This is a genomic window from Zobellella sp. An-6, assembly GCF_052487945.1.
The window spans coordinates 2,947,616-2,968,680 of the sequence record NZ_CP199259.1 but is presented as its reverse complement, the minus strand read 5'-3'; the positions used below and the strand labels follow the sequence as shown (position 1 = coordinate 2,968,680).

General features: G+C 63.1%; 19 protein-coding genes. 9 read left to right on the top strand and 10 right to left on the bottom strand.

Annotation, left to right across the window (positions count from 1 at the left end):
• Window positions 1-511: 511 nt before the first annotated feature.
• On the bottom strand, window positions 512-1,786 hold the full coding sequence (gene tyrS / locus ACT7DK_RS13890) for a tyrosine--tRNA ligase (RefSeq protein ID WP_445400124.1): 1,275 nt from the start codon (window positions 1,784-1,786) through the stop codon (window positions 512-514).
• 113 nt (window positions 1,787-1,899) lie between these two features.
• Between tyrS and ACT7DK_RS13885 the strand changes: the two genes are divergently transcribed.
• From ACT7DK_RS13885 to ACT7DK_RS13865, 5 genes are all read left to right on the top strand, one after another.
• Window positions 1,900-2,709, top strand: coding sequence for a helix-turn-helix transcriptional regulator (locus ACT7DK_RS13885; protein ID WP_445400122.1), 810 nt, complete (start codon window positions 1,900-1,902; stop codon window positions 2,707-2,709).
• A 249-nt stretch (window positions 2,710-2,958) separates the two neighbouring features.
• Window positions 2,959-6,015 (top strand): D-2-hydroxyglutarate dehydrogenase YdiJ, encoded by a 3,057-nt coding sequence (ydiJ, locus tag ACT7DK_RS13880; protein WP_445400120.1) that lies wholly within the window; start codon window positions 2,959-2,961, stop codon window positions 6,013-6,015.
• 18 nt (window positions 6,016-6,033) lie between these two features.
• Window positions 6,034-6,276: a GlsB/YeaQ/YmgE family stress response membrane protein gene (locus ACT7DK_RS13875; protein WP_096779623.1), complete on the top strand. Its 243-nt coding sequence runs from the start codon at window positions 6,034-6,036 to the stop codon at window positions 6,274-6,276.
• Between the two features lie 80 nt (window positions 6,277-6,356).
• Complete coding sequence (locus tag ACT7DK_RS13870; protein ID WP_094040096.1) at window positions 6,357-6,782, top strand: hotdog fold thioesterase; 426 nt, start codon at window positions 6,357-6,359, stop codon at window positions 6,780-6,782.
• Window positions 6,783-6,907: 125 nt separating this feature from the next.
• Window positions 6,908-8,689, top strand: a complete 1,782-nt coding sequence (locus ACT7DK_RS13865) for a DEAD/DEAH box helicase (RefSeq protein WP_094040095.1) — start codon at window positions 6,908-6,910, stop codon at window positions 8,687-8,689.
• A gap of 374 nt (window positions 8,690-9,063) precedes the next feature.
• Here ACT7DK_RS13865 and suhB read toward each other — a convergent pair whose 3' ends face one another.
• Window positions 9,064-9,867, bottom strand: coding sequence for an inositol-1-monophosphatase (suhB, locus tag ACT7DK_RS13860; RefSeq protein WP_445400116.1), 804 nt, complete (start codon window positions 9,865-9,867; stop codon window positions 9,064-9,066).
• A 219-nt stretch (window positions 9,868-10,086) separates the two neighbouring features.
• Between suhB and ACT7DK_RS13855 the strand changes: the two genes are divergently transcribed.
• Together ACT7DK_RS13855 and ACT7DK_RS13850 are read left to right on the top strand one after the other, a co-directional pair.
• Window positions 10,087-10,572, top strand: coding sequence for a hypothetical protein (locus ACT7DK_RS13855; RefSeq protein ID WP_445400114.1), 486 nt, complete (start codon window positions 10,087-10,089; stop codon window positions 10,570-10,572).
• Window positions 10,573-10,700: 128 nt separating this feature from the next.
• Window positions 10,701-11,879: an MFS transporter gene (locus tag ACT7DK_RS13850; protein WP_445400112.1), complete on the top strand. Its 1,179-nt coding sequence runs from the start codon at window positions 10,701-10,703 to the stop codon at window positions 11,877-11,879.
• Window positions 11,880-11,923: 44 nt separating this feature from the next.
• Here the strand turns inward: ACT7DK_RS13850 and ACT7DK_RS13845 are convergent, their stop codons facing one another.
• The 8 genes from ACT7DK_RS13845 to ACT7DK_RS13810 all read right to left on the bottom strand — a co-directional run bounded on the left by ACT7DK_RS13845 (window position 11,924) and on the right by ACT7DK_RS13810 (window position 18,944).
• Window positions 11,924-12,175 carry a YfhL family 4Fe-4S dicluster ferredoxin gene (locus ACT7DK_RS13845; RefSeq protein WP_445400110.1) on the bottom strand — a complete coding sequence of 84 codons (252 nt, stop codon included), beginning with the start codon at window positions 12,173-12,175 and terminating at the stop codon, window positions 11,924-11,926.
• A complete protein-coding gene (gene trhP / locus ACT7DK_RS13840) occupies window positions 12,153-13,541 on the bottom strand; it encodes a prephenate-dependent tRNA uridine(34) hydroxylase TrhP (protein ID WP_445400108.1) in 1,389 nt (462 codons plus the stop codon). Before trhP ends, ACT7DK_RS13845 begins: the two co-directional genes overlap by 23 nt.
• A gap of 92 nt (window positions 13,542-13,633) precedes the next feature.
• On the bottom strand, window positions 13,634-13,993 hold the full coding sequence (locus tag ACT7DK_RS13835) for a YgiW/YdeI family stress tolerance OB fold protein (RefSeq protein ID WP_445400106.1): 360 nt from the start codon (window positions 13,991-13,993) through the stop codon (window positions 13,634-13,636).
• Window positions 13,994-14,052: 59 nt separating this feature from the next.
• Complete coding sequence (locus tag ACT7DK_RS13830; protein WP_445400104.1) at window positions 14,053-15,357, bottom strand: ATP-binding protein; 1,305 nt, start codon at window positions 15,355-15,357, stop codon at window positions 14,053-14,055.
• Window positions 15,354-16,010, bottom strand: coding sequence for a response regulator (locus tag ACT7DK_RS13825; protein WP_445400102.1), 657 nt, complete (start codon window positions 16,008-16,010; stop codon window positions 15,354-15,356). Before ACT7DK_RS13825 ends, ACT7DK_RS13830 begins: the two co-directional genes overlap by 4 nt.
• Window positions 15,991-16,797: an aldose epimerase family protein gene (locus ACT7DK_RS13820; protein ID WP_445400100.1), complete on the bottom strand. Its 807-nt coding sequence runs from the start codon at window positions 16,795-16,797 to the stop codon at window positions 15,991-15,993. The genes ACT7DK_RS13825 and ACT7DK_RS13820 overlap by 20 nt, the downstream gene beginning before the upstream one ends.
• A 121-nt stretch (window positions 16,798-16,918) precedes the next feature.
• Window positions 16,919-17,914: a glyceraldehyde-3-phosphate dehydrogenase gene (gene gapA, locus ACT7DK_RS13815; protein ID WP_445400098.1), complete on the bottom strand. Its 996-nt coding sequence runs from the start codon at window positions 17,912-17,914 to the stop codon at window positions 16,919-16,921.
• A 259-nt stretch (window positions 17,915-18,173) separates the two neighbouring features.
• Window positions 18,174-18,944 carry a DUF2989 domain-containing protein gene (locus ACT7DK_RS13810; RefSeq protein ID WP_445402360.1) on the bottom strand — a complete coding sequence of 257 codons (771 nt, stop codon included), beginning with the start codon at window positions 18,942-18,944 and terminating at the stop codon, window positions 18,174-18,176.
• Window positions 18,945-19,113: 169 nt separating this feature from the next.
• On the opposite strand from ACT7DK_RS13810, the gene ACT7DK_RS13805 reads away from it, so the two are divergent.
• Both ACT7DK_RS13805 and ACT7DK_RS13800 read left to right on the top strand, forming a co-directional pair.
• Window positions 19,114-20,544, top strand: coding sequence for a glyceraldehyde-3-phosphate dehydrogenase (locus ACT7DK_RS13805; protein WP_445400096.1), 1,431 nt, complete (start codon window positions 19,114-19,116; stop codon window positions 20,542-20,544).
• 96 nt (window positions 20,545-20,640) lie between these two features.
• Window positions 20,641-20,919, top strand: a complete 279-nt coding sequence (locus ACT7DK_RS13800) for a YeaC family protein (protein WP_096778692.1) — start codon at window positions 20,641-20,643, stop codon at window positions 20,917-20,919.
• Window positions 20,920-21,065 lie beyond the last annotated feature (146 nt).

Genomic DNA, 21,065 nt, shown 5'->3' with positions numbered 1-21,065 from the left:
CCTTTCCCCTTTGTCGATGGCTTCTGACGAGGTGTAGTCTGTCGGCCAAAGGGCACTACTCCTCCGACAAGCCGTAAAGACAGGACACTCGCAGTTTCGACCTGCTGCGAACATTCACTGGATGTTCGGTCAGGCCGAAACAGCTCGTCACGGTGAGCAAGCTCGCCCCTTGGGGGCTCTGCCACGCTTCTGACCGCCAGGGATGGCGGGAATGCCGGAACGGCAGGAGCATTTTCCGGCCCTGGCGCGGAGGGCCGGCGGAGCTGCCCCCTTTGTCCTCCCTATCGCACCGCAGCTGCCTGCTGGCACCACCTTCAGACGGCGTCAGAGTTTGAAAGAGGTAACAGGGATGGCCTCCGCCGACCGTCACCTGCCAGGGATGGCAGGTGCGAGCCTACAGGGACGTACTTGCGGCGTGTCGGCGGAGGTCGCCCTGTTGACTCTTCTCTGTGTCGCAACAGACAACAAATAGCCGACTGGTCAATATTTGAACTGAACGGTGCTCCAGGATTCAGGCCGGGTCGAACTTTAGCAGGTGGAAGTGCTTCTTGCCCCGGCACAGCACCAGGTAGCGGTGGTGCAGGGGAGCAATGCCGGCCAGGCTGTCGCCTCCGGCCCGGACGCCGTTCACGCTGATGGCGCCCCGGGCGATCAGTTCCCGCGCCTGGCGGTTGGAGCCGGCCAGCTTGGCTGCGACCACCAGCTCCACCAGCGAACCCGTGGCTTCCACCCGGGTCAGGGGGATGCCGTCCAGCTCCAGTTGGGCGAACTCGGCCGGGCTCAGTCGACCGAACTCCCCGGAAAACAGCGCCGAGCTTATCCGTTCGGCACCTCGCAGCGCCTCCTCGCCATGCACCAGCCGGGTCAGCTCCCGGGCCAGCATCCCTTGGGCCCGGGGCTTGCTGCCTTGCCGGTCCTCCGCCTCCATGGCGGCTATCTCCACCAGGGGGAGAAAGCTGTAGTAACGCAGGAAGCGATGGACATCCTCATCGGCGGTGTTCAGCCAGAACTGGTAGAAGGCGTAGGGCGAGGTCCTGGTCGGATCCAGCCAGACGGTGCCGCTTTCGGTCTTGCCGAACTTGGTGCCGTCCGCCTTGGTGATGAGCGGCAGGGTCAGTCCGAATACCCGCTGCCGGTTGAGCCGGCGCACGAGATCGATGCCGCTGGTAATGTTGCCCCACTGATCGTTGCCGCCGATCTGCAGGCTGCAGCCCCGCTCCCGGTTGAGTACGGCGAAGTCGTAGGATTGCAGCAGGGAGTAGGAAAACTCGGTGAACGACAGCCCCTGCTCGGGGCGGGCCAGTCGTTGCCTGACCGATTCCCGGGCGATCATGGCATTCACCGAAAAATGCTTGCCGAGGTCCCGCAGAAAGCCGAGCACGTCCATGCCGGCCAGCCAGTCGCGGTTGTTGACCAGTTGCACCCGATCATTGCCGTCCGCACCCAACAACCGGCCTATCTGCTCACCCAGTGCGTCCACCCAGCCTTGCACCGCCTCGGCGCTGTTCAGGCTGCGTTCCTTGGCCTTGAAGCTGGGGTCGCCGATCATGCCGGTGGCGCCGCCGATCAGGGCCACCACCCGGTGGCCGGCGTCCAGGAAGCGGCGCAGCATCAGCAGGGGGACCAGATGGCCGATGTGCAGGCTGCCGGCGGTGGGATCGAAACCGCAGTACAGGGTGCGGGCATCGGCGTCGAGGTGCGCCGCCAGGGCGGCGGGATCGGACAACTGGGCAATAAGGCCGCGCCGTTGCAGCTCGTCGAGCAAGGAGGAACCGGTCGTATCCATGGGAAGACTCCGTTGGCAAAAGCCCGATCCTGCTCCGGACGCGGCCGGCCAGCTATGTCCTTTATGGGACAGTTTGCGATAATCGTCGGCTCCAACCTCCGGAGTGAATAGCGATGAAAGACCTGGACGAAGCCCTGCTGGCCAGGGCGATCGATGCCTTGGGCGGTGCCGCCTTTCCCCGGGCGCTGGCCCGCCTGCTGGAAACCCTGCTCGGGTGCGATTGCCTGCTGATGGTGGGCTATCGCACCGGGGGCCGCGCGCTGTATCTGTACGACAACCTGCGGCATCGGCGCGAGCTGCTGTTTCAGCAGTACCTGAACGGCCTTTACACCGAGGATCCCTTCTGCCGGGCGCTGAGCGCCGGCCTGGCCGAGGGCGTCTACTCGCTGCGCGTACTGGCGGCGGCGCAGGGCATGGCGCCCCATTATCTGGCGGCCTTCTATCGGGACACCGGCTGGCAGGAGGAGCTGGGGCTGGTGATCAGGCTCAACGACGGCCAGTGGCTGATGATCTTTTTTGGCCGCCTGCAGGCCAGACCCTTCACCCCGGCGGAGCAGGCGGAGCTGCGCCGCCGTCTCCCCTTGCTGGGGGCCCTGTGCCGGCGGCACTGGCCCGGTGGCATCGGTCCGCTGGCGCTGTCGCCGCCCGGTGCGGCCGACATGGACCGCCGGGTGCAGGCGGCCCTGGCCAGTTTCGGCCGGGCCAGACTGACCCGGCGCGAGGGACAGGTGGCTTCCTTGCTGGTACAGGGCCTCGACAACGGCGCCATCGCCGCCGGGCTCGGCATCGGCGAGGGCACGGTCAAAAACCACCGCAAGCATTTGTACGCCAAGTTCGGGGTGGACTCGCGGGCAGCGCTGTTCGCGCTTTTTCTCAACCACCTGATCACCGGTGACGGCGAGTCCGGTCGAAGGGAAGGATAAGGCCGTCGCTGGCGCCGGGCCGGGGCCGGGAATTCCCCGGCCGGTGTCGCTTATGTTGCCGTTCCGGTCGGATTTATCCGTCCAAGCCCGCGGTCGGAGCGGGGTATGCTGGCGCCTTTACCGCGAGGCGGTGATGCCCTTTGCCAAGGGGCAGGCAACAGTAGCCCCTCGCCCCCGGGGCCCATAGGCGTGTATAATGGCCGCCTCTTCTGGGCGCACTGATACAGGATTCAAAGGGGACAGATCGTTATGATCCCAAGGATTGATCTGCAGCAGCAGATAAACCCCACCTATTTTTCGTTTCTCGAGGCCTTGGCTGACAGCGGTTTTCGCGGTGACATAGAGCGCGGTTACGCCAGCCGGCTGGCGGTGGCCACCGACAACAGCGTTTACCAGTGCCTGCCGCAGGCGGTGGTGTTTCCCCGCTCCAGCCAGGATCTGGTGGTGATGCTGACCCTGGCCGGCAAGGAGGCCTACAGGGATATCCGTTTCTCCCCCCGGGGCGGCGGCACCGGCACCAACGGCCAGTCGCTCAACGACAACATCGTGGTCGACCTGTCCCGCCATATGCACCAGTTGCTGACCCTGGATGCCGAGGGGCGCCGGGTACGGGTACAGACCGGCATGGTCAAGGACAAGCTCAACCAGCTGGTGGCCCCCCAGGATCTGTTCTTCTCGCCGGATCTGTCCACCAGCAACAGGGCCACCATCGGCGGCATGATCAACACCGACGCCTCCGGCCAGGGTTCCCTGGTCTATGGCAAGACCTCGGATCACGTGCTGGGGGTGACCGCCGTGCTGGTGGACGGCACCCTTATCGAAACCGGGCCGGTGTCCGGCGAGGCGCTGGACCAGAAGCTCGAGGAAGACAGCCGGGAAGGGGAGCTGTACCGCTGCGTCTACCACAGCGTCACCGGGCACGCGGGCGAGATAGAGCGGCGCTTCCCCAAACTCAACCGCTTCCTGACCGGCTACGACCTCAAACATGTTTACGACAAGCATACCCATACCCTGGATCTGACCCGTATCCTGTGCGGCTCCGAGGGGTCGCTCGCCTTTATCACCGAAGCCTGGCTGGATCTGACCCCCATTCCCAAATACCGTACCCTGGTCAACGTCAAGTACGACAGTTTCCAGTCCGCCCTGCGCAACGCCCCGCTGATGGTGGAGGCCAAGGCGCTGTCGGTGGAAACCGTCGACTCCAGGGTGCTCAACCTGGCGCGGGAAGACATCATCTGGCATTCGGTGAGCGATCTGATCCGGGACGTGCCGGGCAAGGTGATGGACGGCCTCAACATGGTGGAGTACGCCGACCAGGACGAAGCCGCCCAGCGCGACAAGGTCGAGGCCCTCTGCGCCCGGCTCGACGAGCTTATCAAACGGGGCGAGGCGGGCATCATCGGCTACCAGCGGTGCGACGATCTGGCCTCCCTCAACCGCATCTACGCCATGCGCAAGAAGGCGGTGGGCCTGCTCGGCAACGCCAAGGGTCGCAAGAAGCCGGTGGCCTTCGTGGAGGACACCGCGGTGCCGCCCGAGCACCTGGCCGACTACATCATGGAATTCCGCCAGCTGCTCGACGATCATGGTCTGCAGTACGGCATGTTCGGCCATGTGGACGCCGGCGTGCTGCACGTGCGCCCGGCGCTGGACCTGACCGACCCGGAGCAGGAGGTGATGCTGCGCCGCATCTCCGATCAGGTCAACGCCCTCACCGCCAAATACGGCGGCCTGATGTGGGGCGAGCACGGCAAGGGCTACCGCTCCGAATACAGCCCGGTGTTCTTCGGCGAAACGCTCTTTACCGAGCTGCGCCGCATCAAGTCGGCCTTCGATCCCTTCAACCGTCTCAACCCGGGCAAGATCTGCACCCCGCTGGACAGCCTGGAGCAACTGGTGTCGGTGGATGCCACCAAGCGCGGCTTCTTCGACCGGCAGATCCCGGTGCACGTGCGCGACGGCTTCACCCAGGCCATGGACTGCAACGGCAACGGGCTCTGTTTCGACTTCGAGGTGCGCTCGCCCATGTGCCCCTCGATGAAGCTCACCGCCGACCGGCGCCACTCCCCCAAGGGCCGGGCCGGCCTGGTGCGGGAATGGCTGCGCCAGCTCTCGGCCCAGGGCTTCGATCCCATGGCCGAAGAGGCGGCGGTGATGAGCCGGGGCACCAGCGTCAAGGGCCTGGTGGAGCGCATCAAGCACACCCTGGCCAGGCGCCGGGGCGAATACGACTTCTCCCACGAGGTGAAGGAGGCGATGGACGGCTGCCTGGCCTGCAAGGCCTGCTCCAGCCAGTGCCCGATCAAGGTGGACGTGCCCACCTTCCGCGCCCGTTTCCTGCAGCTCTACCACCAGCGCTACCAGCGCCCGCCCAAGGATTACCTGGTGTCCTGGGTGGAAAGCTACACCCCCTGGATGGCGAAAGCCCCGGGCCTGGTTAACCCGGTGATGAAAAACCAGTGGGTCAAGCGCGGCGCCGCCTCTTGGCTTGGCATGGTGGACATGCCGCTGGTGAGCAACCCCAGCCTCAAGACCCTGCTGGCCGACGGCCCGGCCGGCCAGTTCGACCTGGCCCGGCTGCAGGGCCTGAGCGCGGAGCAGAAGGCGAAAACCGTGCTTATCGTGCAGGACCCCTTCACCTCCTTCTACGATGCCCAGGTGGTGTTCGATCTGGTGCGCCTGGCCACGGCGCTCGGCTTCGCGCCGCTGGTGCTGCCGTTCAAGCCCAACGGCAAGGCGGCTCATGTGAAAGGCTTTTTGCGCCGTTTCGCCGCCATGGCCGCCGACAGCGCCCAGTTCCTCAACCAGCTGGCCCGGCTCGGCATTCCCATGATGGGGGTGGATCCCTCCCTGGTACTCTGCTACCGGGACGAATACGACAAGATCCTGGGCCCGGCCCGGGGCGACTTCGAGGTGCTGCTGCCCCAGGAGTGGCTGCTGCGGGTGCTGGAGCAAATCCCGGCCCGGCAGCCGGCCGGCGAGCCCTGGTACCTGTTCGCCCACTGCACCGAAAAGACCGCCAAGCCCGCCACCCACCAGGACTGGGGCAGGATCTTCGGCCACCTGGGCGCCCGGCTCGAGCCGGTGGCGGTGGGTTGCTGCGGCATGGCCGGCACCTACGGCCACGAAACCAGGAACCTGGAAGGCTCCAGGACCCTCTATGGCCTGAGCTGGGCCGAGCCCATGGGCAGGTTGCCCCGGGAACGCTGCCTGGCCACCGGCTTCTCCTGCCGCAGCCAGGTCAAGCGGATGGAAGGGCAGCCGGTCAAGCATCCGGTGCAGGCTCTGCTAAGCTTGTTGACGTAAGGCAACAAGGAGAAGCATATGGGTCTGTTATGGGGGTTGATCATCGGCGGCCTGGCCGGCTGGATAGCGGGCAACTTGATGAAAGGGCAGGGCTTTGGCCTGCTCGGCAACATCGTCGTCGGCCTGGTGGGCGGCTTTCTCGGCGGCCTGGTGTTCCGCCTGCTGGGGCTGGCCGCCACCGGCATCATCGGCTCGCTGGTGATGTCGGTGATCGGCGCCGTGCTGCTGATCTTCGTGGTCGGCAAAATCGCCCGGCGTTAGCGGTGATGTGAAGCCTGAGGGGAGAGGCGTTGGGCGTGAGGCGCCTAACGCCTAACGCCTCACTTCAAATTGCGTCTTTTATGTGGAAACGTGAATTTACACTGGACTCTTTGAACCAACTGTCAGAGAATACGCTCGCAGCCCAGTTGGGCATGACCTTTTGTGACGTGGGTCACGATTATCTGCGCGGCAGTATGCCGGTCGACCATCGCACCCACCAGCCTCTTGGCATGTTACATGGCGGCGCTTCCGTAGCGCTGGCCGAGACCCTGGGTTCAGTAGCTGCCAATATGTGCGTTGAAGCGGGTTATTATTGCGTTGGTCTGGAGGTTAACGCAAATCACGTCCGCGCCAAGCGAAGCGGCCTTGTCATAGGTACCGCACGTCCCCTCCATTTGGGCGCGACGACACAAGTCTGGCAGATCGACATCCATGATGAGAAAGATCGACTGGTTTGTACCAGCCGGTTGACCATGGCGGTGTTGAGACAAAAACGGCCAGATTAGCCTTGTGAATCTTTGTGTGACACACACTGTGTGAAGGGAAGCCCTCACCCCCGGTGAGCAATGGGTTGTCCCTGGCCTTTTACTGTATCAGTCCGCCGACATTTTATTTATTTCGGAACTGTTAAATGACAAATACTTCTGTTGTACCTGCTTTCGCTGACCTCGGCCTGGCGCCTGCCGTTCTTCAAGCTCTGACCGATGCCGGTTACGAGCAGCCTTCTGCCATCCAGGCCGCCGCCATCCCCACCCTGCTGACCGGGCGGGACGTGCTGGGTCTGGCGCAAACCGGTACCGGCAAGACCGCCGCCTTCGCCCTGCCGATGCTGAGCCGTATCAGCGGCGGCAACGCCTATCCCCAGGTGCTGGTGCTGGCGCCGACCCGTGAACTCGCCATCCAGGTGGCCGAGTCCTTTGAAAACTACGCCAAGTACCAGAAAGACATTCGCATCCTGTCCATCTACGGTGGCCAGGCTTACGACAGCCAGATCCGCGCCCTCAAGCGTGGTGTCGACGTGATCGTCGGTACCCCGGGCCGGGTGATGGATCACATGCGTCGCGGCACCCTCAAGCTCGACAACCTGCAGGCCCTGGTGCTGGACGAAGCCGACGAAATGCTGCGCATGGGCTTTATCGACGACGTCGAGTGGATCCTGGAGCACACGCCCGAGAGCCGCCAGATCGCCCTGTTTTCCGCCACCATGCCACCGGCCATCCAGCGCGTGGCCCAGAAATACCTGAAAGATCCCCAGGAAGTGCGTATCGCCAACAAGACCCGCACCAATGCCAGCATCCGTCAGCGTTACTGGTTCGTGCGCGGCATGAGCAAGCACGAGGCCCTGTGCCGCCTGGTGGAAACCGAAGAGATGGACGCCATGCTGGTGTTCGTGCGTACCCGCAAGGATGCCGAAGATCTGGCCGAGATGATGGTGCGCGAAGGCCATGCCTGCGAAGCCCTGCACGGCGATATTCCCCAGAAGCTGCGCGAGAAGGTGGTCGATCGCCTGAAGAACGGTCGCCTGAACGTACTGGTGGCCACCGATGTGGTCGCCCGCGGCCTGGACGTGGAGCGTATCAGCCACGTGGTCAACTTCGACATGCCTCACGACAACGAGTCCTATGTGCACCGCATCGGCCGTACCGGCCGTGCCGGTCGCGAGGGCGACGCCATCCTGTTCGTGACCGGTCGTGAAAAGCGCAACCTGTTCAACCTGGAGCGCCACACCCGCCAGCCGATCGAAGAAATGCAGATGCCGTCCGCCGACGACATCAACAAGATCCGTGCCGAGCGCTTCAAGTCCCGCATCCGTGCCAGCGTGGAAGCCGACGAGCAGGCCCTGGCCCCCTTCGTGGCGATGATCGACGAACTGCAGGCCGACGGCATGGACACCGCCCAGCTGGCGGCCGGCCTGGCCCGCCTGCTGCAAGGCGACCGCCCGCTGTTCGTGGAAGACCGGCCGATGGCGGCCCGCCGCCCCGACGTGCGTGAAAGCCGTGACGGTGGCCGCGAGCGCTTCGAGCGTGCCGAGCGTGCCGATCGTCCCCGCGCCGCCCGGGGCGGCAAGGACGATGTCTCCGGCGTGGTGATGGAAACCTTCCGCGTCGACGTGGGCCGGGTGCACGGCGTCAAGCCGGGCCACCTGGTCGGCGCCATCGCCAACGAGGCGGATCTGGAATCCCGTTACATCGGCCAGATCCAGATCCACGACGACTTCTCCACCGTAGACCTGCCCGAGGGCATCCCGGCCGAGATCCAGCAGGTGCTGCAGAAGGTGCGCGTCTGCCAGCGTCCGCTGAACCTGGCCAAGTACGAAGGCGGCCCGCTGCCCCGTCGCAGCTTCCGTGGCAACAACGACGACCGCGGCGGCAAGTTCCGCCCCCGTCGCAACGACAAGCGCCTGAACGGCTAACCGCCGTTTTGCGCCAGGTCTGAAAAGCCCGCCGGTATTCCCGGCGGGCTTTTTTGTTTTATCACGGGCGTGGAGGCGTGGAGGCGTGGAGGCGTGGAGGCGTGGAGGCGTGAGGGGAAAGGGGCTTTCCTCTTCGAGGCGAGTGCCGAACCACCGAGTTGCTCCCATGTTCCTCGGCTTTGAAGGCGTACACCGTATCCAGATACGGCCGTTTGCCTTACACCAAAGCGACGGAGACGCTGCCTAACGCCTAACGCCTAACGCCTAACGCCTAACGCCTAACGCCTAACGCCTAACGCCTAACGCCTAACGCCTAACACCGGGCACAAAAAAGCCCCGACGAGTCGGGGCTTAATAGCGAGTGGGAGCGCCGCTCAGTGGGCCAGGGATTCCGGCAGGTGCTCGCGAATACTGGCCAGCATGGCCTTCAGCACCTTGGGATTGGCGCACACCAGGTTGCCGCTGCGCTCATGGTTGTGGCCGCCGACGAAGTCGGTGACGATGGCGCCCGCTTCCCGGGCGATCAGGCTGCCGGCGGCGGAGTCCCAGGGCTTGAGGCCCAGCTCCCAGTAACCGTCGACCCGGCCGGCGGCGACATAGGCCAGATCCAGGCTGGCGGCGCCGGCACGGCGGATGTCGGCACATTGGACAAACATGGCCTTGAACATGGCCAGGTAGGCATCTGCCTGGTGCTTCTGCTTGAAGGGAAAGCCGGTGGCCAGCACCGTGTTGGTCAGATCCTTGGCCTTGCCGGTGCGGATACGGTAGCCATTCAGCTGGGCACCGGCGCCGCGGCTGGCGGTGAACAGCTCATCACGGATGGGGTCATACACCACTGCCTGCTCGGTACGGCCCTTCACCCGCAAGGCGATGGACACGGCAAAGTGGGGGATGCCTCTCATGAAGTTGGTGGTGCCATCAAGAGGGTCTATGATCCATTGGTAGTCGTTATTGCTGCCAACCAGTTCGCCACATTCTTCACCGATAATGGTATGCTCCGGGTAAGACTTGCGAATGGTGTTTACTACGGCGTTTTCCGCATCAAGGTCGACATTGGTAACAAAATCGCTCTGGCCTTTTTGGCGTGTTTCCAGGTTGTCCGGGTTGGCGAAACCTTTGACGATAACTTGACCGGCGTTGCGTGCAGCACGCACCGCAATATTCAGCATCGGATGCATATCAGTGAACCCACTTGATGTTAAAGAACGAAATTTGAGCGGCGGATTATACCAGCGTGCCCGGTGCAGGCAAGGACTAAATGCCAGCGGCGATGTCGGGACCGGGCTTCGGCGCGGCAGGGGAAACAAGCACAATTCGGGAGTGGGCGCGTCCTCGCACCGGATAAAGGCGTCTGTCTTGCTTGGTGACGGAATAATGCGATTGAAAGAGACTCAAACATGAAGAAGTGGAGCCCGTTATTCTTGGTGCTGTTATCGACCCAGGCCCTGGCCGACTGGGAGTGGGTGCTGGGGCCAGGTACCTCGATGGCACCGATTGCATCGCCCATGTCCCTGGCCGGCAGCACCGCCGGCCAGGGACGGGGCTACGGTATCGGTTTCGATAGCAGCTATTGGGCTCTGGACGACGATGAGCTGGCGCGCCTAAGCCTGGTGCCGGCCCTGCGTTATGTGGCTGGTGGTGAGCAAGGCCTGCGTCCCTTCGTCTTCGTCGAGATTGTGCCGGCCTGGGATGGCCCGGGCCAGGCGGATCAGGGCTGGCGCCATGTTTCTGACCAGCTCCAGTTTTCCGGCCGGGCCGGGGTCGGGGTGTTGTTGGAGCAGCACCGCCTGGCCTTGGAAAGCATCCGCCTCCCCAGTGTGGGCCTGACTCCATCCAATGGCACCATGAGTTCATTGGGTGTCAGTTATCGCTACAATTTCTGATTAGAAAATCTAGGGCTGGACATTATAAAAGGTCGTTCAGGCCACTATTGCCAGTCAATCTCTCCATTCATTATGATGCGATCCAAATCACATTCTACCCATGCGGGTGTTTTTTGGAGATCGCGGTCATGTCGGGCTTGTCCTTGGTATTACTCACCGTATTAATGGTGGCTTCAGGTCAAATGACCCAGACGCTGTATGTACCGGCCATGGGGGACATGGCCGCCGAACTGCGGGTGGCGAGTGACAGCCTGCCGTTGGTGATGGCCTTCTATCTGATCCCCTATGGATTATTTCAGTTTATCTATGGCCCCCTCTCCGATCGCTTCGGCCGGCGCCCGGTGCTGCTGGCGGGACTGAGCATCTATGTGCTGGGTTCAGCGCTGATCCTGAGTTGGCCGGTATTCCCGGCCTTGTTACTGGGCAGCTTTATTCAGGGAGCCGGTACCGCGGCGGCCGGCAGCCTATGCCGCAGCCTGATGAGGGACAAGTTCGAAGGCTCAGACCTGGTCCGTTATAATGGCTATGTATCCATGGGTATCATGCTGGCGCCCTTGCTGGCGCCCTTGATCGGCGGTTATCTCAACCTGCATTTCGGCTGGCGCTCCATGTATCTCTTCTTGCTGGCGATGGGGGTGGCCATTACCCTGGTGATGGTGCTGTTTTTTCGGGAAACCCTGCCCTCGGCACGCCGCCACGCCCAGCCGATCCTGCCGGCTTACCAATATGTGTTGCATAACGGGGGGTTTCGCCGTCAACTCGGCATGCTGATTGCCGCTTTTGCCGGGGTGATCCTCTATGAAGCGGTATTCAGTGTGCTGGTGGGCAAACAAAGCAACCTGACCAGCGCAGAGATCAGCTTGCTGTTCATCCTGCCGTTGCCGCTGTATTTTGCCGGGGCCACGCTGGCGTCTTGGAAAGCGGCGAGCTGGTCTATCGCACGGCTGCAGTGGATCTCCGCCGTCGGCCTGCTGTCGGGCGCCGCCATCGTATTGGCCTCCGCCTTCGAGCCCCGCTGGAGTGTGGCCGGGTTGGTGCTGGGCGGCAGCCTGTATTTTGCCGGTGCCGGCCTGCTGTTTCCGGTAGCGACTTCCAAGGCGGTGTCGCCTTTTCCTCAGCACAGCGGTACCGCCGGAGCGCTGCTGGGCGGCAGTTCCAACCTGGGGGGCGGCCTGTTCCTGCTGGTACAGGGCGGGTTGCCGGAGATGAACCAACTGGTACTGGGCGGCCTGCTGCTGGCCTTCGCCGGCCTGGTGGTGTGGTTTTTGCTGCCGAGCAGCGAGGCCGTGCCTGAGCCCGGCATCTGATGGCGTGAGGATAAGAGCGCCCCGGCTGTTGCGGGGCGCTTTTCTTATGGCTGGTGGTGCAAGAGCACGAACTTGTCCCATAACTGCGCTTCGCTTTCCCGGTGCTCGGGATGCTCGACAATACAGTCGATGGGGCAAACGCTGATACAGGTCGGTTTGTCGTAGTGGCCCACGCACTCGGTGCACAGGACCGGGTCTATCTCATAGATCTCCGGCCCGAAGTGGATGGCGCCGTTGGGACATTCGGGTTCGCACATGTCGCAGTTGATGCACTTATCGGTGATCAGCAGCGCCACAAGCTTGCTCCACGTGCGGGTTGCGGGTGTCCTGCTGCTCACCCAGGTTGCGCAGCAGAATGCCGTAAGAAGCCTCGATGTCGGCGCCGAGCGGCAGGTAAACCACATGGCCGTTGCCCGGGGCCACGTCTACCGCCTCGCCCTTACGATTTTTCATGTGCTCAAGGGTAAAAGTCAGGTTGCCTCTGGGAGTCATCAGCTCCAGGCTGTTGCCCACCAGGAACTTGTTCTTCACCGCCACTTCCACCCAGTCGCCGTCACGGCCGGTGATTTCACCCACGAACTGCTGGCGGGTGGACACCGAGTAGCCGGTGTCGTAGTTCTGGTAGTCGCCGTGGGCGTGGCGCTTGAGGAAGCCCTCGGTATAGCCCCGGTGGGCCAGGTTTTCCAGGGTGCTCATCAGGGTGACGTCGAAGGGGCGGCCGGCCACGGCATCGTCGATGGCCTTGCGGTAGACCTGGGCGGTACGCGCCACATAATAGAAGGACTTGGTGCGGCCTTCGATCTTGAGGGAGTGCACTCCCATCCGGGTCAGGCGCTCCACGTATTGCACCGCGCGCAGATCCTTGGAGTTCATGATGTAGGTGCCGTGCTCGTCCTCGTAGGCGGCCATGTACTCACCCGGGCGGTTGCCTTCTTCCAGCAGTACCGGCTGATCAAAGGGGGCGCCGGCACCCAGGGTGGGTGCCACCGGCTGCACCAGAATGGGCTCCTGCTTGTGCACTATCTGGCCGGCGTCGTCTTCCCTGGCCTCGTGTACCTTGTATTCCCAGCGGCAGGCGTTGGTGCAGGTGCCCTGGTTGGGATCGCGCTTGTTGATGTAGCCCGACAGCAGGCAACGGCCGGAATAGGCCATGCACAGGGCGCCGTGCACGAACACCTCCAGCTCGATATCCGGACACTGGGAGCGGATTTCCTCTATCTCCTCCAGCGACAGTTCCCGGGACAGGATCACCCGCTCGATGCCGTAGTCCTGCCAGAACTTCACCGAGGCCCAGTTGACCGCGTTGGCCTGCACCGACAAATGGATGGGCATGTGCGGAAAGTGCTGGCGCACCAGCATGATAAGGCCCGGGTCGGACATGATGAGCGCGTCGGGATTCATCTCCACCACCGGCTTCATGTCGCGCAGGAAGGTCTTGAGCTTGGCGTTGTGGGGCTGGATGTTGACCACCACATAGAACTTCTTGCCGAGGGCATGGGCCTCGTCGATGCCGATCTTGAGGTTTTCGTGGTTGAACTCGTTGTTGCGTACCCGCAGCGAGTAGCGGGGCTGGCCGGCGTAGACCGCGTCGGCGCCGTAGGCGAAGGCGTAGCGCATGTTCTTGAGGGTGCCGGCGGGGGACAGCAGTTCGGGTGTAAACATGGGATTTCTCGTCTGATCTCAGGTCAGCGGCCGCCACCAGATGGCGGCCGGGGTGGGCATTTTACTCCCCCCCGGCGAGAAATTCGAGCAGGCTACCGGGCCAGTTCGATGCGCTCCACGTCCAGCTCCACCTGGTTCCAATCCTTGTCGATCTCGCCCCAGAGGGTGACCCGGGTCTCGGGGGTGGCCTCCAGTCCGCGCCATTCGTCGTCATCGATCTCGACCACCAGGTTGCCGCTGTCGTCCTGGAAGCGGTATTTCTCGTCCCCCAGGGACTCGATGATCACGCCGCTCAGGCGGACCTGGGCGTCGTCCGACAGCTCCAGGGCCTGGGCGACGCTGGCGGCCTCGGTGCGGTCCGGGCCCTTGAAGCCGCCCGGCTCGGTGGCGGCGAAGGCGGAGCCGGTAACGGTGGTGAGGCCGATAAGGGCGGCGATAAGGGTCTTGTTCATCGTGCTACTCCCGTGTTGGTGAATAGCCCTCATCTTAGCCGCTAAAGCTTAACCCAACCTTAAGTCGGCAGCTCCAGCCGGACTCGCAGCCCCCTTTGCCCGTCGCGGCGGGCGAGAAAGCGCAGCCGTGCGCCGTGCACCTGGGCTATCTGCTGGCAGATGGCCAGCCCCAGCCCCAACCCTTCGCTCTTGCTGTCGAGGCGGGTGTGGCCGGCCTCCATGTGCTGGCGCAGCGCCGGGGGGATACCGGGGCCATCATCCTCGACCTCCAGCACCCAGCCGCCGGCGGCGGCCTGCAGGGACAGGCTGACCCCGGTGCCGGCCGGGCAGTGCCGCAGGCAATTGCCGAGCAGGTTGTCGAGCAGGATGCCGAGCAGGGTGGCCTCGCCCCGGCAGAGGGCAGGCGCCAGACTGGCGTTCAGCGCGATGCCACCGGCCTCGGCGCGGTGACGACAGCGGGTGATCGCCTCCCGGCACAGCAGGTCGAGCTGCAGGGGGGCAAAACGATGCTGCCAGCGGCCCTGATCCAGCCGGGCCAGGATCAGCAACTGCTCCACCACCCGGGCGATGCGATCGATTTCCGCCCGCACGACCGGCAGCTCCGGCTCGGGGCCGGCGAGCTCCAGCTTGAGGGTGGCCAGCGGCGTCCTGAGCTCATGGGCCAGATCGCTGGCGAAGCGCCGCTCCCGGCCGAGCACCTCGTCCACGTCCTTGATCAACTGGTTGAGACTGTCGCCGAGCAGGGCTATCTCGCGCAGGGGAGTCTGCACCCGAAGCGGCGTCAGGCTGTCGGCCGAGCGCTGTTCCAGCTGTTTGACCAGCCGGGAAAGGGGCCAGAGTACCAGGCTGATCAAGAGGGCCAGCAGCAGCAGGTTGATGCCGTTGCCGAGCAGGGCCGGGGTGATGATGTCCTCGAGGATATCCTCCTGCAGCTCCCGGTACAGGTCGTCCCGGCGCAGCAGCTGCACCAGCAGTCGGCCGTGCCGGTGCTGGTGGCCGAACCAGGTATGGCCGTCGAATTCGAGCCGGATCCCTGCGCTGCCGTGTCGTTGCGGCCAGGGCGGCTGCCCAAGGTTGCTGACCAACCGGCGTTGTTCGAGATCGATCACATTGACCAGCAGGGTGTCTTCGTCGTCTTTCCTGAAGCCGTCGCGCAGCAGTTGCTCCAGGCGGGCAGGAGAAAGATTGCCGTCGGTGGCAGCCAGCAGGCGGGCCAGCACTCGGCTCTGTTGTTGCAGATCCTCCTCGATCAGCTCGCGAAACTCGGCCTCGGCCACCCGGTAGGTGCTGACGATGCCGAGCAGGCCGGCGAGCAGGGTGGACAGGGCCAGCAGCCAGGCCAGCCGGCTCAGGCGAACCCTCATGGCGCCATCAGCCGATAGCCCTGGCCGCGCAGGGTCTGGATCCGTTCCTTGCCCAGCTGCCGGCGCAGGGCATGGATATGGACTTCCAGGGTGTTGGAGTCGGCGCCGTTGCCGAGGCCGTAGAGCTGCTGGGTCAGCCGATCCCGGCTGACCACCTGGCCGGCGGCCATGATCAGCACGGTGAGCAGCTGCTGCTCCTTGGGTGGCAGCTCCAGGGGCTGATCCGCCAGCAGGAACTGCCGGCGGTCGGGATAAAAGCAGAGATCGCCCACCCGGATGACGGCACCGGCCCGACCGGCCCGGCGACGCAACAGCACCCGGATCCGCGCCAGCAGCTCATCGGGTTCGAAAGGCTTGACCAGGTAGTCGTCGGCGCCGGTATCCAGGCCCAGGATGCGGTCGTCCAGCTGGTCCCGGGCGGAGAGGATCAGCACCGGCACCGGCTGCTCCGTGCTGCGCAACTGCTGCAGCCAGGCCAGGCCCTCACCGTCGGGCAGGCCCAGATCGAGCAGCACCAGATCGACTTCGGCGGCGGCAAAATGCGTCCTGGCGTCCCTCAGGGTACGCACCCAGTCGACCCGGTAGTGGCCCTGAAGCAGTTTCAGCAGGGCACGGCCCAGGGCCAGGTCGTCCTCAACCAGCAGCAGGTACATGCCCAGGCTCCATGGGATCGGGACGGCACTGCAGCACCAGGCTGGTACTCTGGCCCGGCAACAGCCAGGGTGCGCGCAGGCGGGCGCTTTCCACGCAGACGAAGCCCGAGGCGTCCGCGATATCGGCCGGCAGCGCCGGGCCGGGGTTCCACAGCACCAGGCTGTCGTGGTGCCGGTGTTCCAGCCGGATCCGCAGGCCACCGGCATGCAGCAGGGTCTTGCCCCGGGGGGCGGTATAGATGCGATCGAAGGGGGGCGTGAAGCGACAGCTGTCGTCACCGCTGACGTGGCAGTCTTTCAGGCTGTCCCGGTAATCCGGGCCCAGCCCCTCGATACGGCAGTCCGTCACCCTGGGCACGGCGAAATAGCTGTGCAGGGCCATCTGGACCCTGGCCGCCGCGCCGCCCAGATTGGTGGTGGTGGCCTCGAGTTCGAGTTCGGGCCCGAGGCGCAGCCGTTGCCGCAATTCGAGCGCGCCATCACGAAACAGGAGCGCCAGGGTGATGCCTTGCTCGTCTTCTTCCACCTGCTCCAGCTGCCAGCGGCCCAGGCGGGCGGTGCCGTGCTGGGGGCCCTGGGCCGGCGCTTTGCCGAACCAGGGCCAGCACAGGGGGATGCCGCCACGGATGGGCTTGCTGCCGTCGAATACGGCCCACTCACTCAGCCAGAGCAGCTCTGGCCGGCCGGTCGGCCGGTACTGCAGCAACTGGCCGCCCAGCAGGCTGAGCAGGGCCCGGACCCTGGGATGTTCGATACGGATAAACTCGAGACCGGAGGCGTTTCTCATCAGTCGGCAACTGGACGAGAGGGGGCGAAGCGGAGTCAGTGTCATGGGTGGTACTCGTCGATAAAAACGAAAAAGCGGCCAGAGGGCCGCTTTTAATCTTAACGGGTTATATCCCCGAATGTTACTTGGAAATATGGGCGATCAGGTCCAACACCTTGTTGGAGTAGCCGATCTCGTTGTCGTACCAGGACACCAGCTTGACGAAGTTGTCGTTCAGGGCGATACCGGCCTTGGCATCGAATACCGAGGTGCAGACTTCGCCGATGAAGTCGTTGGAGACCACTTCGTCCTCGGTGTAGGCCAGGATGCCCTTCAGCTCGCCTTCGGCGGCGGCCTTGACGGCGGCGCAGATGTCGGCGTAGGAAGCGGCCTTCTCCAGGCGCACGGTCAGGTCAACCACGGACACGTCCGGGGTGGGTACGCGGAAGGCCATGCCGGTCAGTTTGCCGTTCAGCTCGGGGATCACCTTGCCCACCGCCTTGGCGGCGCCGGTGGAAGAGGGGATGATGTTCTGGCCGGCACCGCGGCCGCCACGCCAGTCTTTGGCGGAGGGACCGTCCACGGTTTTCTGGGTGGCGGTGGTGGCGTGCACCGTGGTCATCAGACCCTCGGCGATACCGAACTTGTCATTGATGACCTTGGCCAGCGGCGCCAGGCAGTTGGTGGTGCAGGAGGCGTTGGAGACGATGTCCTGGCCGGCATAGGCGTCGTGGTTCACGCCCATCACGAACATGGGGGTGTCGTCCTTGGACGGACCGGTCAGTACCACCTTCTTGGCACCGGCCTGGATGTGCTTGCGAGCGGTATCGTCGGTCAGGAAGATACCGGTGGCTTCGGCCACCACGTCCACGCCCGCTTCATCCCATTTCAGGGCGGCGGGATCGCGCTCGGCGGTCACGCGGATGGCTTTGCCGTTGACGATCAGCTGGCCACCTTCAACGGCCACGGTGCCTTTGAAACGGCCGTGGGTAGAGTCGTACTGCAGCATGTACGCCATGTATTCCGGATCCAGCAGATCGTTGATGGCCACCACCTCGATGTCATCACGCTCGCAAGCTGCACGGAACACAAAGCGGCCGATGCGACCGAAACCGTTGATACCTACCTTGATAGTCATAAGTTCACCTGACTCTTTAAGTTGTGAAAAATTACGTTATGAAAAAATCTATTGGTTGTAAAATTACAAAAAAAAGTCGTGGCGTCAACCCAAAAGCGCCACGCTTTTGTGCTTGATCATGATTTACTGAAATTTTATTTCGTTTTTATGCGGAAAAAATACCTTGGACAGGCCCTTCCCGGGCGAAGGCGGCACCGGGCCAACCACAGCGAACGACTGCGTTTGGCCCTGAAGTCAGTATAGAAGCGGATCTGCGGTTTTATCTTTGGATGTAAGTGCCGTTTTTCAGCCGGCGTACAATATTGTCGGCTTGCTGCCGCATCTCCTGTTGCCGGTGTTCGTCAACGCGAACGTAGGCGTCCAGGCGTGCCGGATCTATCTCGGCCTGGCTGGAAAACGCACCCAGTACCTGGGTCCAGAGCCAGGCATCCTCATAGCGCTTTTCACCGATGTACAGGTTGATCAAATCGGCGATGATGCCGTTGTCGATGCTCTGTCCCTTGTGATAAAGGCCGAGCGCCCGGTGCAGCGCCTGCTCTGCCGCTGGCTTGTCCCGGGTGACCAACAGCGACGCCAAGGCCTTTTGCAGATCGGGTTGCTGCATTTCCGGACGCTCGGCCTGGGCCAGGAAGCGGCTGCGGGCCTGGCGATCGCCATGGCGCTGCCAATACCAGAGTTGGAGATAGGGATAGTCGGAATGGCGGCCCTGCTGCTCCAGCCGTGTCAGCTCCTCCTGGAGTCGTACTATGGTTTCGACCTTGTCGTTTTTTCTTTCCTGGCGGTCGGTGTACTCGATATCCATTAATGGGTCCAGGCAATCCCGGTAGGTGACCAACTCCGTCATCAGGGCATAACGAGCGGCATCGCTTGGCTCCGAATGTTGCTGATAGCGGGCACGGATCAGGTTGCTGCGTTCGAACCGGCACCAGCCATCCGTATGCAGTTCTGCGCACAGCTGAGGATGGGCTTCACAGATGGCCTTAATGCGATCTTGCTCACAGCCTGTCAATAAAATAGCTCCGGCAAGCATGAACAGTGATAATTTGATTCTCATACGAGCCCCTTTTGGCCTGTCCTTGGTCTGGTAATCATACCCCCTATCCACTAAAATGGACGCGCTTAAATAAAGCAAGTGCGGCATGTTTTTTGCGCGCTATCCAATACTAATGACGGTTACGTGAAATAAAAGGATCTGGTCGATGACCCACGAGAGTTACCTGTCCGCCTGGCAACAGAGCCAGGAACTGGCAGAGTCTATGCAGCCCCTGATCGGCAAACTGTACCGCAACCAGGGTGTCGAGACCTGCGTATACGCCCGCCCCCTGCTGAACGCCTCTACCATTGACATCCTCAAGGCTCACCGTGTGGTGCGTCGTCACGAAGGCCAGGTTCTGCCCGTCGCCCAGAGCTACCCGGTGCTGAAGGCGCTGAGCGAGCTGGATCTGGCCCCGGCCAGCATCGACCTGGGCAAGCTGGCGGTGCGTTACTGGAAAGAGCACCAGGACGAATCCGGCCTGAGTGACTTCCTGCGGCGAGAGCTGGCGCCGGCCATCGCGGCCGAGCACAACGCCAAGCCCACCGACGTGGTGCTGTACGGCTTCGGCCGTATCGGTCGCCTGCTGGCCCGTCTGCTGATCGAACGGGCCGGTAACAACAACGGTCTGCGTTTACGTGGCATCGTGGTGCGCGGCTCCGGCGACGACCTGGAAAAGCGGGCCAGCCTGCTGCGCCGTGACTCCGTGCACGGCCCTTTCAACGGCTCCATCGAAGTCGACGAAGAGAATAATGCCATTATCGCCAATGGCACCTACATCCAAGTGATCTACGCCAACAGCCCGGAAGAGATCGACTACACCCAGTACGGCATTCACGATGCCCTGATCGTGGACAACACCGGCAAATGGCGTGACGAAGCCGGCCTGGGTCTGCACCTCAAGGCCAAGGGCGCGGCCAAGGTGCTGCTGACCGCACCGGGCAAGGGTGACATCAAGAACATCGTGTTCGGGGTCAACGACGGCATGATTCTGCCGGAAGACCGTATCATGTCCGCCGCCTCCTGTACCACCAACGCCATCACTCCGGTGCTGAAGGCGGTAAACGATGCCTACGGCGTGAAGAACGGTCATGTGGAAACGGTACACTCCTACACCAACGACCAGAACCTGATCGACAACTACCACAAGGGTGATCGTCGTGGCCGTAGTGCGGCGCTGAACATGGTGCTGACCAGCACCGGCGCCGCCAAGGCGGTGGCCAAGGCGTTGCCCGAGCTGAAAGGCAAGCTGACCGGCAACGCCATCCGGGTGCCTACCCCCAATGTTTCCATGGCGGTGCTGAACCTGAACCTGGAGAAGGCAACCTCGGCCGAAGAGCTGAACGATTACCTGCGCAAGGTGTCCCTGGACTCGCCGCTGCACAACCAGATCGATTTCAGCACCAGCAGTGAGCTGGTATCCAGCGACATGGTGGGCTCCCGCTTCGCCGGTATCGTTGATTCCCTGGCGACCATAGTGGAAGACGATCGTGCCGTGCTTTACGTCTGGTATGACAACGAGTTCGGTTACAGCTGCCAGGTGGTGCGGGTAATGCAGAAGATGGCCGGTATCGAGCTGATGGATCTGCCGGCTTAAGCCGTCGGTTTGTGCGATCGACAAACGAGGGGTGGCCAGCGGCTGCCCCTTTTGTATTCGGGGTGGTAGAAGGCCGCCAACAGAGGAGAAATGCCCATGTCATCTTTTCAGCAAGCCATCGCCGCCATGCCGAGGGAAGTCTACGAACGCCTGAAGACGGCGGTGGAGCTCGGCAAGTGGCCCGACGGCTCGGTGCTCAGCCCCGAGCAGAAGGACACCACCATGCAGGCGGTGCTGGCCTGGCAGGCGATGCACAACGATAACCCCGAGCACATGACCATCGGCAAGGGGGGCGAGCTGGTGATGAAGAGCAAGTCCGAGCTGCGCCGGCAGTTCCGCGACGAGGCCGAGATCACCCGCCAGAAGCTGAACTGAGCCTGGCTTCTTAATGCTGTTTTCCAAAAACCCGGGCCCGGCCCGGGTTTTTGCGTTTCCGGCCCTGGCCGGAATTTTTCTTGTACATACTTGATCACTTTGTACAACTACCGCTATGGTATAGGCATGGTTGTACAAGAGATATT

Coding starts and splice junctions, on each gene's coding strand:
- tyrS (WP_445400124.1), bottom strand. CDS start 1,786: ATGGATACGACCGGTTCCTCCTTGCTCGACGAGCTGCAACGGCGCGGC.
- ACT7DK_RS13885 (WP_445400122.1), top strand. CDS start 1,900: ATGAAAGACCTGGACGAAGCCCTGCTGGCCAGGGCGATCGATGCCTTG.
- ydiJ (WP_445400120.1), top strand. CDS start 2,959: ATGATCCCAAGGATTGATCTGCAGCAGCAGATAAACCCCACCTATTTT.
- ACT7DK_RS13875 (WP_096779623.1), top strand. CDS start 6,034: ATGGGTCTGTTATGGGGGTTGATCATCGGCGGCCTGGCCGGCTGGATA.
- ACT7DK_RS13870 (WP_094040096.1), top strand. CDS start 6,357: ATGTGGAAACGTGAATTTACACTGGACTCTTTGAACCAACTGTCAGAG.
- ACT7DK_RS13865 (WP_094040095.1), top strand. CDS start 6,908: ATGACAAATACTTCTGTTGTACCTGCTTTCGCTGACCTCGGCCTGGCG.
- suhB (WP_445400116.1), bottom strand. CDS start 9,867: ATGCATCCGATGCTGAATATTGCGGTGCGTGCTGCACGCAACGCCGGT.
- ACT7DK_RS13855 (WP_445400114.1), top strand. CDS start 10,087: ATGAAGAAGTGGAGCCCGTTATTCTTGGTGCTGTTATCGACCCAGGCC.
- ACT7DK_RS13850 (WP_445400112.1), top strand. CDS start 10,701: ATGTCGGGCTTGTCCTTGGTATTACTCACCGTATTAATGGTGGCTTCA.
- trhP (WP_445400108.1), bottom strand. CDS start 13,541: ATGTTTACACCCGAACTGCTGTCCCCCGCCGGCACCCTCAAGAACATG.
- ACT7DK_RS13835 (WP_445400106.1), bottom strand. CDS start 13,993: ATGAACAAGACCCTTATCGCCGCCCTTATCGGCCTCACCACCGTTACC.
- ACT7DK_RS13830 (WP_445400104.1), bottom strand. CDS start 15,357: ATGAGGGTTCGCCTGAGCCGGCTGGCCTGGCTGCTGGCCCTGTCCACC.
- ACT7DK_RS13825 (WP_445400102.1), bottom strand. CDS start 16,010: ATGTACCTGCTGCTGGTTGAGGACGACCTGGCCCTGGGCCGTGCCCTG.
- ACT7DK_RS13820 (WP_445400100.1), bottom strand. CDS start 16,797: ATGAGAAACGCCTCCGGTCTCGAGTTTATCCGTATCGAACATCCCAGG.
- gapA (WP_445400098.1), bottom strand. CDS start 17,914: ATGACTATCAAGGTAGGTATCAACGGTTTCGGTCGCATCGGCCGCTTT.
- ACT7DK_RS13810 (WP_445402360.1), bottom strand. CDS start 18,944: ATGCTTGCCGGAGCTATTTTATTGACAGGCTGTGAGCAAGATCGCATT.
- ACT7DK_RS13805 (WP_445400096.1), top strand. CDS start 19,114: ATGACCCACGAGAGTTACCTGTCCGCCTGGCAACAGAGCCAGGAACTG.
- ACT7DK_RS13800 (WP_096778692.1), top strand. CDS start 20,641: ATGTCATCTTTTCAGCAAGCCATCGCCGCCATGCCGAGGGAAGTCTAC.